This is a genomic window from Marinobacter sp. M-5 (assembly GCF_032911545.1).
GTDB lineage: Bacteria > Pseudomonadota > Gammaproteobacteria > Pseudomonadales > Oleiphilaceae > Marinobacter > Marinobacter goseongensis.
The window spans coordinates 450,860-465,674 of sequence record NZ_JAWJEK010000002.1 but is presented as its reverse complement, the minus strand read 5'-3'; the positions used below and the strand labels follow the sequence as shown (position 1 = coordinate 465,674).

The 14,815-nt window shown below is 62.2% G+C and carries 9 protein-coding genes and 1 pseudogene; 2 read left to right on the top strand and 8 right to left on the bottom strand.

Features of this window, described 5'->3' with window-relative positions; all coding sequences use genetic code 11:
• The first annotated feature begins 145 nt into the window (after window positions 1-145).
• Complete coding sequence (locus R0125_RS11450) at window positions 146-1,237, top strand: efflux RND transporter periplasmic adaptor subunit (RefSeq protein WP_317238262.1); 1,092 nt, start codon at window positions 146-148, stop codon at window positions 1,235-1,237.
• Window positions 1,237-4,407 carry an efflux RND transporter permease subunit gene (locus tag R0125_RS11445; RefSeq protein WP_317238261.1) on the top strand — a complete coding sequence of 1,057 codons (3,171 nt, stop codon included), beginning with the start codon at window positions 1,237-1,239 and terminating at the stop codon, window positions 4,405-4,407. The genes R0125_RS11450 and R0125_RS11445 overlap by 1 nt, the downstream gene beginning before the upstream one ends.
• A 153-nt stretch (window positions 4,408-4,560) precedes the next feature.
• Here R0125_RS11445 and nirD read toward each other — a convergent pair whose 3' ends face one another.
• The 8 genes and pseudogenes from nirD to R0125_RS11405 form a co-directional block, all read right to left on the bottom strand.
• Window positions 4,561-4,929 carry a nitrite reductase small subunit NirD gene (gene nirD, locus R0125_RS11440; RefSeq protein WP_317238260.1) on the bottom strand — a complete coding sequence of 123 codons (369 nt, stop codon included), beginning with the start codon at window positions 4,927-4,929 and terminating at the stop codon, window positions 4,561-4,563.
• Between the two features lie 162 nt (window positions 4,930-5,091).
• Window positions 5,092-7,617, bottom strand: coding sequence for a nitrite reductase large subunit NirB (gene nirB / locus R0125_RS11435; protein WP_317238259.1), 2,526 nt, complete (start codon window positions 7,615-7,617; stop codon window positions 5,092-5,094).
• Between the two features lie 29 nt (window positions 7,618-7,646).
• Entirely contained in the window at window positions 7,647-8,885 is a 1,239-nt protein-coding gene (locus tag R0125_RS11430; RefSeq protein WP_317238258.1) for an NAD(P)/FAD-dependent oxidoreductase, read from the bottom strand.
• A gap of 350 nt (window positions 8,886-9,235) precedes the next feature.
• Window positions 9,236-9,976 (bottom strand): annotated as a pseudogene (locus R0125_RS11425) (ABC transporter ATP-binding protein); the annotation flags it as partial.
• Between the two features lie 56 nt (window positions 9,977-10,032).
• Window positions 10,033-11,040 carry an ABC transporter permease gene (locus R0125_RS11420; RefSeq protein ID WP_248184626.1) on the bottom strand — a complete coding sequence of 336 codons (1,008 nt, stop codon included), beginning with the start codon at window positions 11,038-11,040 and terminating at the stop codon, window positions 10,033-10,035.
• 23 nt (window positions 11,041-11,063) lie between these two features.
• Window positions 11,064-12,434 carry a CmpA/NrtA family ABC transporter substrate-binding protein gene (locus R0125_RS11415; protein ID WP_317238256.1) on the bottom strand — a complete coding sequence of 457 codons (1,371 nt, stop codon included), beginning with the start codon at window positions 12,432-12,434 and terminating at the stop codon, window positions 11,064-11,066.
• A 231-nt stretch (window positions 12,435-12,665) separates the two neighbouring features.
• Entirely contained in the window at window positions 12,666-13,895 is a 1,230-nt protein-coding gene (locus R0125_RS11410) for a CmpA/NrtA family ABC transporter substrate-binding protein (protein WP_248184629.1), read from the bottom strand.
• A 24-nt stretch (window positions 13,896-13,919) separates the two neighbouring features.
• Window positions 13,920-14,540 carry an ANTAR domain-containing response regulator gene (locus tag R0125_RS11405; RefSeq protein WP_248184633.1) on the bottom strand — a complete coding sequence of 207 codons (621 nt, stop codon included), beginning with the start codon at window positions 14,538-14,540 and terminating at the stop codon, window positions 13,920-13,922.
• Window positions 14,541-14,815 lie beyond the last annotated feature (275 nt).

The following is a 14,815-nucleotide window of genomic DNA, read 5'->3' as shown; positions in this document are numbered from 1 at the left end:
GATGGTAACCCAGGCAGGTGTTGTCGCGATTGGCTTTTCGGCAGGTCGGTCCATTCACCGTGGTCAGGTCTGAATGGCTGGCGTCTGCGTAATTTTTAAGCCAGTTTAGATCAAAAACCCACGCAATGAGTCGGGAGGCGTCGACGTGCCGAAGTTTTTTCGGGGGATATCCATGTTGGCGAGGATGCCAGTGGTTGTGATGCTGTCTGTGATGATGATGGGTCAGGCGCTGGCCCAGGATCGCCCCCGGGTACAGCTGGAAGCGGTGGAAGAAGCCGATATTCTCCAGGAGGTTCGTCTCAACGGTACCGTCAACCCGCTGCGGTCATCCGCCCTGTCTGCTGCCGTGTCCGGTCTGGTGGATCGGGTTGGCGTGGAAACCGGTAGCCGGGTCAGCAAGGGTGATGTGCTGATCGAGCTGGACGATGAGCTGGCCGATTACGAGCTGGCCGCCGCCACGGGCGAAGTGCAGGAAGGGCAGGCCCGGCTGGCGGAGGCGCAACGGCGGCTGGAGGAAGCGCGGTCAGTGGGTGCCGGTCGTAACATCGCAGCGACCGAAGTGAGCGCGCGCGAGAGCGAAGTCGCCGGTGCCAGGGCCCAGCTGGCGCGGCTGCAGGCGGAGCGTGACCGGATGCGGGCCAATCTGAGACGGCACCGCATTGAGGCGCCGTTTGGCGGTGTGGTCAGCGAACGCTTCAGCGATCTGGGCGAGTGGGTGAATCCCGGCGACGAGCTGTTGCAACTGGTGGATACTGAGAGCCTGCGCCTGGATTTCCGGGTGCCCCAGGACTATTACCGCCGCATTACGGACAGCGCCGAGTTGCGGGTGTACAACGCCGGTGTCGATGTCACGGTACGGATCGATTCCCTGGTGCCGGTCAGTGACCCGCAAGCACGCACCTTCCTGCTGCGGGCGACCGGGCCGGAGGAACTCACGGTGCTGCCGGGCATGGCGGTGACCGCAACCCTGAGAGTGGCCAGCGGCGAGCGCGGCCTGAGCGTATCGCGGGATGCCCTCAACCGCTATCCTGATGGACGCACTACCGTGTGGATTACCACGTCGTCCGGTGACGGGGTGTACGCCGTTAACGAAAAGCGGGTGAGTATCGGTAGCGCCTTCGGAGGGCGCGTCGAGATCACCGACGGGCTGGACGGTGGCGAACAGGTGGTGGTGCGGGGCAACGAATCCCTCAGTGAGGGGATCGACGTGCAGCTGGCTGACCGGGAGACCAAGTGATGTTTGCCGGTATTATCCGCCACGGCACACTGGTGGCGGTGGTCACCCTGATCATTGCCATTCTCGGGGCGGCCGCCGCGCTGCGCATTCCGGTGCAGATGATTCCGGATCTGGAAGTGCGCACGGTGACGGTGGAAACCAGCTGGCCGGGCGCCACGCCCCAGGACATCGAGAAGGAAATCCTCATCGAGCAGGAGCGCTTCCTGCGCAATGTGCCGAATCTGAGCCGGATGATGGCTACGGCCTCCAGCGGCGGTGCCGAGATCGAGCTGGAATTTCCCTTCGGCGTGGACATCACCGAAACCCTTATCCAGATCAACAATGCTCTCAGCCAGGTGTCCGACTACCCGCGCAATGTCGATGAGCCGCGCATCGTGGCGGCGTCGTTCTCAGCCAACGCGTTCATGTATTTCCGGGTCTCCACGCTGGAAGGCAATCCCCGCGAACTGGATATCGAGCTGATGCGGGATTTCGTGGAGGACCGGGTGCGGCCGCGCATGGAAAGTGTGGCGGGTGTCTCGGAAGTCACGGTGGGTGGCGGTGCCGACCGCCAGATGCAGATCATTGTCGACGAAGCCCGCCTGGCCCAGCGCGGGCTGAGCCTGGTGGACCTGCGCGATGCCATTACCGCCCGCAACCAGGACATCTCCGGCGGTGAAATTGATTCCGGTAAACGGCGCTACCTGTTGCGCACCGTCGGGCGCTTTGAGGACAAGGACGAGCTGGAGAGACTGGTGGTCTCCCGCAGCGGCGACAGCGTGGTGCGGTTGAGTGACGTGGCGCGGGTGCAGCAGGATCACTCCCGCATCCGCGAGCTGTCCATTATCAATGGCCAGCGGGTGATCGGCCTGCAGGTGCGACGGGAAAACGGATCCAACGTCATCGACATCAAGCGCGCGATGATGGTGGAGGTCGACGCTATCAACGACGAGGTTCTGGAGCCGGCGGGCATGGAACTCGGCCTGACGGCGGACGACGCCCGCTACGTGGAGGCCTCCGTCGCCAACGTCTGGACCAACCTGGGCATTGGTGCGGTGTTCGCCACTCTGGTGATGTTCCTGTTCTTGCGCTCGTCGCGGGCGACCTTTGCCGGTGTGGTGGGTATTCCCTTGTGCGCCATTGCGGCGTTCATTGGCCTGATGATCGCCGGCCGCACCATCAACGTCATCTCTCTGGCCGGCATCGCCTTTGCCATCGGTATGACCGTGGACAACAGCATCGTGGTGCTGGAGAACATCGAGCGCCACCGGCGCCTGGGGCTGGACCGGTTCGAGTCGGCCCTCAAGGGGGTGCAGGAGGTGTGGCCGGCGGTACTGGCGTCCACCATGACCACCATTCTGGTGTTTTTGCCGATTCTGTTTATTCAGGAAGAGGCCGGGCAGCTCTATTCCGATGTGGCCATTGCCATCTCCGCGGCCATCATGGCCTCCATGCTGGTGGCGGTGACGGTGATACCGGCGCTGTGCGCGCGGCTGAACTTCGGCGACCGCAAGGTGACGACTGACGACTACGGCAATGCCCTGTCGGGCGGCTGGTCGTCAGGGATCATGTCGGCAGTGACCTGGCTGGCGGGCACGCCGTTGCGACGGGTGGTGGTGATCGTCGCCACCGCGTTGCTGAGCCTGTGGGTCATTCTGGTGCTGACGCCACCGGCGGAATACCTGCCGGAGGGTGAGGAACCAAAAACCTTTGCCGCCATGAGTGCGCCACCGGGGTACAACCTGGATGAAATGCAGGCCATCGCGCAGCAGGTCGAGGATCATTTCCTGCCCCACGTGAATGCCGATGGCGAGGCCTACGCCGCCGGAGAAACCCGGGTGCCGCCCATGGCCTATCTGAACATGCAGGTCAGCACCGAGCGCCTGCGCATCATTGCCGAAACCCTGAACCCCCGCCACATCGAAGCGCTGATGGACGAGCTCACGCGTTTCTACGAGCAGTTTCCCGGCATGCGGGCGTTCGCCGCCAAGGGCTCAATCATCTCCAGCAACGACGGCGGTACCCGCAGCATCAACCTGGACGTGTCAGGACCGGACCTGGTCTCGGTGTACAAGGCGGCCAACGCCATCTACGCCCGTGCGGAGGAGATTTTCGACAACCCGCGGATCCAGAGCCAGCCGTCTACCCTGTCCCTGGCGCAGCCGCTGATCCGGATCCGCCCGGACTGGGACCGCGCCGCGGAACTGGGCCTGGACACGGAAGCCATCGGCTTCACCGTGTCGTCCCTCACCGAGGGCGCCTACGTGGACGATTTCTTGCTCGATGACGATAAGATCGACATCTATCTGTATGGCAGCGACGGTCGCAACCCGCAGCTGAGCAACCTGCCGGATGTGATGGTGCACACGCCCCAGGGCGCCACGTTGCCGCTCTCCAGCCTGGCGGAAGTGGAAGAAACCGTGGACACCAGCACCGTGCGCCGGGTGGATGGCCGCCGCACGGTGACTCTGAACGTGATTCCCCCCGGGGACGTGCCGCTGGAAGCCGGTGTTGAACGGGTCAAAACGGAACTGCTGGAGAAGATGCGGGAGAGCGGTGACCTGCCGGCGAACGTCAATGTGGACATTTCCGGTGCCAGCGACCAGCTCAACGCCACCCGCGATGCGCTGACTGGCAACTTCCTGATTGCCATTGCCATTGTGTATCTGCTGCTGGTGGCCATCTTCGCCCACTGGGGCTTCCCGCTGCTGATCATGACCGCGATTCCGCTGGGCGTGGCTGGCGGTATTGTCGGGCTGGCGCTGATGAATCTGGTGGGTGGCCTGTTACCGAAGATGGGTCTGCTGCCCCTGAGTCAGCCCTTCGACATGATCACCATGCTGGGTTTCCTGATCCTGATGGGCACGGTGGTGAACAACCCGATCCTGATCGTCGATCAGGCCCGCCAGAATCTGCGCCACAAGGGCGTGTCGGTGGTGGATGCGGTCACCGCCGCGGTGCAGACTCGCTTGCGGCCGGTGGCGATGACCACGCTGACCACCATTTGCGGCCTCTCGCCGCTGGTGTTCCTGCCCGGGGAAGGAACCGAACTCTACCGGGGCGTGGGTGCCATCGTCCTGTTTGGCCTGGTGGGAGCGGCTACGGTGACGCTGACGTTCCTGCCGGCTTTGACGGTGTTTGTGTTGCAGTGGCGGGAGCGGCGTGGTGGCTCTGACTCCGCCGTGGGGTAGCGGCCTTTTGGGTTGGGAGCTGCCGCCGCTTCGGGGGTGGCCCCCATTTTCTCCTTGGAAAAAGAACTCGCTGCGCTCAGACACCTTTTTCCTGGCGGAAAAAATGGAAACCACCCCCGAATCAGCTCGTTCCGGCTTTGTGAAAGGCCGCTTTTAGGCCGCAGCGGTTTCGGTCTGTTTTGCTGGTACTTCCAGTCTGATGTGGTCACCGTCCAGTAGCACCGGGTAGGTTTTGATCTTGACCGTTTCATCCTCCAGGCATTGGCCGGTGGTCAGGCTGAAGTGTTGTTTGTACAACGGCGACGCTACCACCGGTTCGCCCTTGATGTCGCCGGTGATACCCCGGGCCAGGACGTTTGAACCGCTGAACGGATCGGTGTGGCTGATTGCAAACAACGCCGGCAGCCGGTGCGGTAAATAAAACACCGCGACGGGACCGTCTTCAGTCCATACCGCAACACCGGATTCCGGCACCAGATCTTCCACCTTACAAACTACATTCCAGCTAGTACGAGCCTTCATAACAATCTCCCAAGCAATCTTTTTGATATCTCAGTGTGGTCACGTGAGTGAGGGGGTATGGGGTGCTTTTCTGGCCGGGAAAAAGATGTCTGAGCGAAGCGAGTTATTTTTCCCAGAAGAAAAGTACCCCGTACCCCCTCGCTCATCCCCTCAACCAACAGGCTAGGCAGTCTCAGACTCAGACTCTGATTCCAAAACAGGCCGCCGCTGATCCCGCTCGGTGGTCCACTGCTGCACCGGATCGGTTTTCTCAGGGGCGTTGACGAACTCACGGAACCGCTTGCGTTTCTCCGGGTCTTCCACCGCCGTTTTCCACTCGCATTGGTAGGTGCCCACCAGGCCTTCCATGTGTTCTTCCAGCTCCGCGCCCAGGCCGAGGCTGTCTTCCAGCACCACCTGTTTGAGGTAATCCAGGCCGCCTTCCAGGTTCTCCATCCACACGCTGGTGCGCTGCAGCCGGTCCGCGGTGCGAACATAGAACATCAGCACCTGGTCGATGGTGCGGATCAGCGCCTCGTCAGACAGATCGGTGGCGAACAGATCGGCGTGGCGCGGGCGCATGCCGCCGTTGCCGCACACGTACAGGTTCCAACCGTTCTCGGTGGCAATCACGCCGATGTCCTTGCTCTGGGCCTCGGCGCATTCGCGGGTACAGCCGGAGACCGCCATCTTGATCTTGTGGGGCGAACGCAGGCCCTTGTAGCGGTTCTCCAGGAAGATCGCCATGCCCACGCTGTCCTGCACGCCGTAACGGCACCAGGTGCTGCCGACGCAGGATTTCACCGTGCGCAGGGACTTGCCGTAGGCGTGGCCGGTCTCGAAGCCGGCGGCGATGAGCTTCTCCCAGATCGCCGGCAGCTCGCTCAGGGTGGCACCGAACAGGTCGACCCGCTGACCGCCGGTGATCTTGGTGTACAGGTTGTACTCCTTGGCCACTTCGCCGAGCACGATGAGTTTATCCGGGGTGATTTCCCCGCCGGGGATGCGCGGCACGATGGAGTAGGTGCCGTTTTTCTGCATGTTCGCCATGAAGGTGTCGTTGGTGTCCTGTAGCGGCACGTGGTCGGTGGCCAGGATGTGCTCGTTCCAGCAGGTGGCGAGGATGGATGCCACCGTGGGTTTGCAGATGTCGCAGCCGTGACCCTTGCCGTGGTCGCGGATCAGGGTGTGGAAGGTGCGAATGCCGTTCACCTTCACCAGGTGGAACAGTTCCTGGCGGCTGTATGGGAAGTGTTCGCACAGGTCCTTGCTGACCTCCACACCGCGTTTTTCCAGTTCGCTGTCCACCACGTTTTTCAGCAGTGCGGCGCAGCCACCACAGCCGGTGCTGGCCTTGGTTTCGCCCTTTACGCTGGCAAGATCGCTGCAGCCGGCGTCAATGGCGCCGCAGATGTCGCCCTTGGTGACGTTGTGACAGGAGCAGATAGAGGCGGTTTCCGGCAGCGCGTCCGGGCCCAGTGCCGGGGCGCCGCCCTGGCTTTCCGGCAGGATCAGGGTTTCCGGGTTGTCCGGCAGGGTGATGTCGTTGAGGGCGTACTGCAGCAAGGTGTCGTAGTGGCTGTTGTCGCCCACCAGGATGGCACCGAGCAGAGTTTTGCCGTCTTCGCTGATCACCATGCGGCGGTAATGTCCCACTTTCTCGTCGTTGAAACGGATGTTGCGGGCGCCCGGGGTCTGGGCGTGGGCGTCACCGATGGAGCCCACATCCACGCCCAGCAGTTTGAGTTTGGTACTCATGTCGGCGCCGGTGAAGGCCGCCTCGCGGTCGCCGTTGAGGGCCGCGGCCAGGGTGCGGGCCATGGTGTAACCAGGCGCCACGAGCCCGAAAATACGCTCGCTCCACAGGGCGCACTCACCAATGGCATGAATGTGCGGGTCGGAGGTGGTGCATTGATTGTTGATCACGATGCCACCCCGCTCGCCGATGTCCAGACCGCTGGCACGGGCCAGGGTGTCTTGGGGGCGGATGCCGGCGGAGAACACGATCAGGTCGGTTTCCAGATGGCTGTCGTCGCTGAAGTTCATACGCAGGCGGGCGTGCTCGCCGTCGACAATCTCGGTGGTGGCCTTTTCGGTGTGCACCTGCACGCCCAGCTCCTCGATCTTACGTTTGAGCAGGGCACCGCCGTCGGTGTCCAGTTGAACCGGCATCAGTCGCGGCGCAAACTCCACCACATGGGCGTTCACCCCCAGACTCTTCAGGGCGTTGGCCGCTTCCAACCCAAGCAGGCCTCCGCCCACCACCACGCCGGTCTTGACGCCCGCGGCACTGGCCCGAATACGGTCGAGGTCCTCCAGGGTGCGGTATACCAGGCAGTGGGGATGCTCATTGCCCTTGATCGGCGGCACGAACGGGTAGGAGCCTGTGGCCAGCACTAGCTCGTCGTAGGCATAGTCACCCATGGGCGTGGTGATGGTCTGGTTTTCGCGGTCAATGGCGGTGACCTGCTCGCCCAGGTGCAGATCGATGTGGTTTTCGGCATACCATTCCGCAGTGCCCATGGCGAGGTCGGCGTGGGTGGAACCGCCGAAATATTCGGACAGATGCACGCGATCGTAGGCCAGCAGTTTCTCCTCACCAAAGACCTTGATGTGGAAACGATCGGCCGCCGCGGTGGCGGTCAGCTGCTCGAGGAAATGGTGGCCTACCATGCCGTTACCGATCACGATCAGGGTGTGCTTGCTCATGGGTGTTCCTCTTTCTTGCACCGGCGCCATCACGCGGCGTCGCAGTAGGGTTTGCCAAAGGCCAGATGGGCCCGGTAGGGGCTGATGTCATCGCCTTGTTGAATGCGTTCGCTGTACCAGGGGCCATCGGTGGTTTCACCGAACAGCACCGCGCCGGTCAGACGCTGGTCGCGGACCAGCAGCCGGCAGTAATGTCGGGTTTCATGGTCCTGCCAGATCACCGATTCGGTGTCGCCGTCTGGCTGGGTCTGGCCGCAGGAAAATATGGGAATGCCGCTGATTTTCAGGCGGGTGGCAATCACGGCAGGCTCGAACGCGGCGGTGCTGGCGTTGTCACACAGCACCTGTGCCAGAACCTCGGCCTGCTGATAGCCGGGTTGCACCAGGCCGAAGGTCTGCCCGCCTATCTGGCAGCATTCGCCGAGAGCAAAAATGGCCGGGTCGCGGGTTTGCAGCCGGGAATCGACAGTAATGGCGCGGGCGCAGTTCAGGCCGGCGGAATCGGCCAGCCCGATGTTGGGGGTGATACCGGCGGCAATCACCACCAGATCGGTGCTGATCAGGGTTTCGTCGTCCAGTTGCACTGCGCGCACCGAGTCCCGCCCCAGCAGCGCCACTGGTGATGTGCGGGTGCGGATGGTCAGCCCCCGCTCGGCCAACGCCGTTTCCAGCAGATTACCGCCGGTGGGGTCGAGCTGACGGTTCAGCAGATGGTTGCTGCGATGCAGTACGGTCACGGCCATGCCACGGCTACGCAGCCCCTCGGCGGCTTCAAGACCGAGAAAACCGCCGCCGATGACGACCGCGCGACGGTGGCGCTGGCTGATATCAATGAGTTTGCGGGTGTCACGCAGGTCGCGAAAGCCCACCACACCCTCCAGATCCTCACCATCAATGCCGAGACGGGCCGACCGTGAGCCGGTGGCGATTACCAGGCTCGAGTAGCTCTGGACCCGTCCGCTGGCGGTGACGACCGTTTTGGTGTCGCGATCGATCGCGGTCACCGGGTCACCCTGATGTACCTTGATGTTGTGGCGGTGATACCAGTCGGGCGGCTGCAGGCACAGGCTGTGTTCACTGGCGTCGCCGGCAAGCAGTGCCGACAGCTGGATGCGGTTGTAGGCCGGGCAGGCTTCGCCGTTGAATACCACGATGCGTCGGAACGGCTGGCGCGGTTGCGCCACCAGTCGCTCCAGCAGACGTTGCGCCACCATGCCGTGGCCGCAGACAACCAGAGTATTCAGAGAGTTATGCCCGGCGGTGGTCATGTTCGCTGTCCTTTCCCGGCGTGATTTCAGCCCAACAAAAAAAAGCCGGAGCATCTCCTCCCCGAAGGGACTCGATGGTCCGGCGCCAATGCCAACAACAATGATCTGATGGTCCGGCCAGTCCATAGCCGGGACATTCTTCCCTACGTCTGCTACTGCTAACTCTGTGCCAGTTTTACGAATGCAATATAAACAACAGGTTAGGCGTTCTCTTCCGCAGGCCGGGCCTGAGTCGTGCGCCCGGACGGGGCGGTGTGCACCGCGAAGGTGCTGGCGGCCGCATCCGTTTCGTCAGCGTTGTTGTCGGCGCCGGAGGTGTCCCGGGGCGGTGTGTGTTTAGCGGGAAAGCTCTGCTTTTCATACAGGAACGACAACACCGCCTGGCGATAGTGCACGTACTCCGGATGATCCGCCAGGGCTACCCGGTTGCGGGGTCGGGGCAGCTTGATGTGCAGCTCCTCACCGACGGTGGCCGCTGGACCGTTGGTCATCATCACGATGCGGTCAGACAACAGCACCGCCTCATCCACGTCGTGGGTAATCATGATCACCGTGCTGTTCAGATCCTGCTGGATCTCCATCAGCGAGTCCTGCAGGTGCGCGCGGGTCAGCGCATCCAGCGCGCCGAACGGTTCATCCATCAGCAGCACACTGGGCTTCATCGCCAGTGCCCTGGCAATGCCCACCCGTTGTGCCATGCCACCGGAAATCTCACCGGGGCGCTTGTCCAGAGCGTGCCCCATGTTCACCAGATTCAGGTTGTGCAGAATCCAGTCGCGGCGCTCGGCTTTGCTCATGGATTTGCGGAACACCTGTTGTACCGCCAGTTCGACGTTCTGGTACACCGTCAGCCAGGGCATCAGTGAATGGTTCTGGAACACCACGGCGCGCTCCGGCCCCGGGGTGTTGACCTCGTGGCCATCCAGCACACAGCCGCCACGGCTGGCTTGCAGCAGCCCGGCGACGATATTCAGCACCGTGGATTTACCACAACCGGAGTGTCCGATCAGTGACACAAACTCCCCTTTGCGGATCTTCAGGTCCACGTTCTCCAGCGCGATGAACGGTCCGCCGGGGGTGTCGAAAGCCATTTGAACGTTGGTTAATTCGAGATGGGGCTTGCTCATAGCTGTTTCCTCAACTGACATTATTCGTTCCAGGCCACTTTCTTCTGCACCAGCAGCATGATCCGGTCCAGCAGAAAGCCAATAAAGCCGATGGCCAGCACCGCCACCATGATCCGGCTCAGGGACTGGCTGCTGCCGTTCTGGAACTCATCCCAGACAAACTTACCCAGTCCAGGGCTTTGGGCCAGCATTTCGGCGGCGATCAGCACCATCCAGGCAATACCCAGCGACACCCGCAGGCCGGTAAAAATCATCGGAATCGACGACGGCAGCACCACCCGGCGAACGTGGGTCCAGAACGACAGCTGCAACACCTTGGAGACGTTCAGCAGATCCGGATTGACCGCGGCCACACCCACGCTGGTATTGATCAGGGTGGGCCACAGGCTGCACAGGGTCACCGTGATCATCGAAGTCAGGAATGACTTCTCGAACATCGGGTCATCACTGACGTAGGTGGCGGAGACCACCATGGTCACCAGCGGCAACCAGGCCAGCGGCGACACCGGCTTGAAGATCTGGATCAGCGGATTGACCGCCGCCGAAAAATGCCGGTTCAGACCGATGATGATGCCCAGCGGGACTGCGATCAGCGTGGCCAGCACAAAACCGGCCAGCACGGTGCCCAGGCTGGTGACGATCTGGTCGAAAAACGTGGGGGCGCCCGGATAGGAGCGAATCCGCACCTCGGCATCGGGGTTGTCCGCCAGAATGCGTTCGTTGCGCTGCTCCTGCATGGTGACGAATTTTGCTGCCCGGTCCCGCTGATCACTGTGCTCCTGCCACAGCTGGCCGGACTGCTCCAGCACCTGGGCCGGCCCCGGGAACGCCCCGAGGGAGGTCTGGACCTGAGGCGCGGCCAGATGCCAGAACCCCAGAAACAGCAGGATACCGATGGCCGGCAACAGCAGCTGACGGGCAGCGCCCGCCAGGTTGCGTGCGGTCAGTTTGTCGCTGACCGACCGCAGCCAGAGCTGGGCCTGAACCGGCAGCCGGGTCTGATTGCGGGTCTGATTGAGTGTTGTCATGCGATGTCTCCTGCCCCCCGGTCTCAGGGAGTTTCTGAACCTTTCAGCCCGATCTTGAAGCTGTCGATATAGGCGTTCGGCGTTTTCGGAGTGAATGCCACGCCGTCGATCAGTTCGCCCTGGTAGGGACGGGCGAAATTCTCGCCTTCAAGGTCCGGGAAGTCCTCGGCACTGAGGGTGCCGTCGGCGATCAGTGAGCGAGCTGCCTCGGCGTAGATGTCGGCGCGATACACTTTGGCAGCGGTCTCCATGTACCAGTCATCCGACTTGGGTTCCGGAATCTGGCCCCAGCGGCGCATCTGGCTGAGATACCAGATGGCATCGGACGGGTACGGGTAGGTGGCGAAGTGGCGGAAGAATACGTTGAAGTCCGGTACCTCACGCACGTCGCCTTTCTCATACTCGAAGGTGCCGGTCATGGAGTTGGCAATGACTTCCTCGTCGGCACCCACGTAGCTGGAGCGGGCCAGGATTTTTACCGCCTCCGCGCGATTGGCGTTGTCATTTTCGTCAAGCCAGTGGGCCGCGCGGATCAAGGCTCGCAGCAGGCGCAGGTGGGTATTGGGGTATTGCTCCGCCCAGTCTTCGGTCACACCGAACACTTTTTCCGGGTTGTTGGGCCAGATCTCGTAGTCGGTGATCACCGGCACGCCGATGCCTTTGAACACGGCCTGCTGATTCCACGGCTCGCCCACGCAATAGCCCTGAATGGTGCCTGCTTCCATGGTGGCCGGCATCTGCGGCGGTGGAGTAACCGAGAGGTGGACGTCCGCCCCCAGCGTTCCGCTGGTGTCGCCGCGCTGGGGGGCATACAAGCCGGGGTTCAGACCTCCGGCGGCCAGCCAGTAACGCAGCTCGTAATTGTGGGTAGAGACCGGGAACACCATGCCCATGCGAAACCGCTCACCCTTGTCGCGGTACTGTTCAATCACCGGCTTGAGCGCAACGGCGCTGATGGGGTGGGCCGGCTTGCCGTCAGCGTTATCGTCGATGTGCGGGCGCATCTGCTCCCACACATCGTTGGAGACCGTGATGCCGTTGCCGTTCAGGTCCATGCTGAAGGCGGTGATGATGTCGGCCTGGGTGCCGTAGCCGATGGTTGCGCCCAGGGGCTGACCCGCCAACATGTGGGCGCCGTCGAGGGAGCCGGTGACCACACCATCCAGCAACACTTTCCAGTTGGCCTGGGCTTCCAGTTCCACAAACAGGCCTTCATCCAGGAAGAAGCCTTGCTCCCACGCGATCGCCAGTGGCGCCATATCGGTGAGTTTGATAAAGCCCAGCTTCAGGTCCGGCTTCTCGGCCGGTCCGATCTCGGCTTCGACGCTCGCTGCGCCGGCCAGAAGCAGGGTGGTGGCGGTCAATACTCTGAATATCCTTGGTCCGGATGTCATCGGTGTCTCCTGACGTTTTTTCAGTCCCAAAAAAAACGCCTGCTGCCCTGAAGAGGGAAGCAGGCGTCTGTGCCTGGGAGTTCAAGTTGTGATCAAAGTTTTAGTCGTTGCCTGTCCAAGGTGTTGCAGGCCTTGTGCCAGTTTTTTATCACAATGAAATTAAAGGATATTTTGTTTTCAGGGCCAGTCAGAAGCATGAGAAGCACCGGGTTTCGGAGCGATTTTGGTGCGTCAGGCCTCATTTGCGGGCAGTGAGGACGCAGGCCCATCGGACGGCCAGGCGTGACGCTGGTCGCCCAGCAGGTAATCGCCGGCAACGTTCACCGGTCCGAACTGCCCGCTGAGGGTGAACGGGTGGTGATGCTGGCCCTCGGTCTTGCTGTCGATCACCGGCGTGTCGATACCCAGGGAAGCAGCCGCGTCGCGGAAAATATCGGGCCGGACAATGCGCCGCAGTGCCTGGCTATCAATGGTGTCCAGCTGCCGGTGGGCAATCAGACGCGTAGCCAGCCAGTGGGCCTGTGACAGCCACGGAAAATTCGCGGAATGACAGAAGAAATGCTGATGCAGCCCGGGATGAAACGGGCTGCGGCCATCGGAATGCAGTGGGAATTGCTCGCCGATGTTGCGATCAAAATACTCGCCCAGGTAGTCCGGCCGGGAGAGGACACGGGCCAGCATGGCGTGGTTGTCGGGGCAGTCCAGCCAGCGGCAGGCCGCCAGCAGAGCACGGATCAGGTGGTGGTGCATTTCCTGGTGCTGTTCGGCCCAGTCGCTACGAACCCCGATCACCTTTTCCGGGGCGTTCTGCCAGATCTGGTGACCCGAGTGCAGGATGTGCCCGAGCCGGCGGCGCTCGAGCACGCTGTTCCAGGGTTCGCCGACACAACAGCCCTCAATGGCGCCGCTTTGCAGCGCGTCCATCATCTGGACTGGTGACACCGGGATGATATGAAAATCCTGTCCGTTAACGGCTCCGCCGGAATCCAGCCAGTCCCGCAACTGCAGGTCGTGGCTGGACCAGGGTGCCACCGAGGCCAGCCGCACCGGCTGCTGGCGCTCCCGCGCCAGGGCAACCAGGGCGCGGGCGGTTTCGATGGGCTTCAACAGATTGGTGCCGGTTCCCAGGATCTGGTCAAACAGACCGTTGCCCAGGGTAATGCCGTTACCATTACGGCTTAGCACCATGCCGGTGGTGATCGGTATCGGCGGCCGATCGGCGGCAAGCGACATGCTCAGGGGCATGGGGGCGAGCATCTGCCCGCCTTCCAGCAAGCCGAAACTGACCTTATCCCGCAGTGAGGCCCAGGAGCTTTCCCGCACCAGTTCCACCCGCAGCCCCTCGGCATCAAACAGCCCGAGTTCCTGCGCCATGATCAGCGGAGCGCTGTCCAGCAGGGGTACGAAGCCGAGCCTCAGATTAAAGCTGGTGCGCGGGCGTATGGGGGTGGGATTCACCATGAAAGAGCGGTTACCTCATCAGCCTCAGGAGGCCTGGCGGATCGCAACGTTGTCGGCCGGCTCGCCAATCAGCGCGATGATGCGCCTGGCCATATCGGACAGCCTCTCGCTGTGATCCATGGCGGTGGAGCGCAGGATCTGGAAGGCGGTGTCTTCGTCACAGCCTTCCCGCTTCATGATCAGTCCTTTCGCCCGTTCGATGATCTTGCGGTCTTCCAATGCGTTGCGGGTCTGGACCAGTTCTGTGCGCAGGGCCTGAAACGACTCGAATTGGGCAATCGCCGAATCAATGATCGAACGCACGCTGTCCGGCTTGACGCCATCTACCACATAGGCGCTGACGCCGGCGCGGACCGCTGCCTGAATGGTGGCACGATCGCCGGGTTGGTCGGCGAAGAACACAATGGGCCGCGGGGCGTGGTCGTTCAGGGTGCTCATGTTTTCCAGGGTGTCGCGGTCCGGTGATTCCATATCAATGATCACCATGTCCGGCTGGTCCCGCGCCACAGCGGCGGTCAGGCCGGTGGCATTGGGGCGCTGGCGGATGACTTCGTGGCCACTGTGGGTCAGCGCCGCGCACACCTGGCTGGCGCGTTCCGGGTTGTTGTCTATCAGGAGTATGCGTAGGGACTCTGATGACTGCATGATGCTTCCTCAAGTTCTCTTTGCGTATGACAGAAGCACAGCAATATGTCTGCCACAGACCGCGAAAAGCGTTAAAACAGAGGTTTAGATGCCTTTTATCGCGTACCGGGCAGGTCCGGATGCTGCGGGCGTGCATCGCGCTTGTGCGCCGTTGGCGTGCCGTGCACCAGAATGTCGCGACGTTGCCTCGGTCGGGCCAGCAGCTTTGACGGATTTACAGGGCTTTCCGGGCTTTGGCCCCTGATTTGCTACATTTAAGCCATTGCGATAAAAAT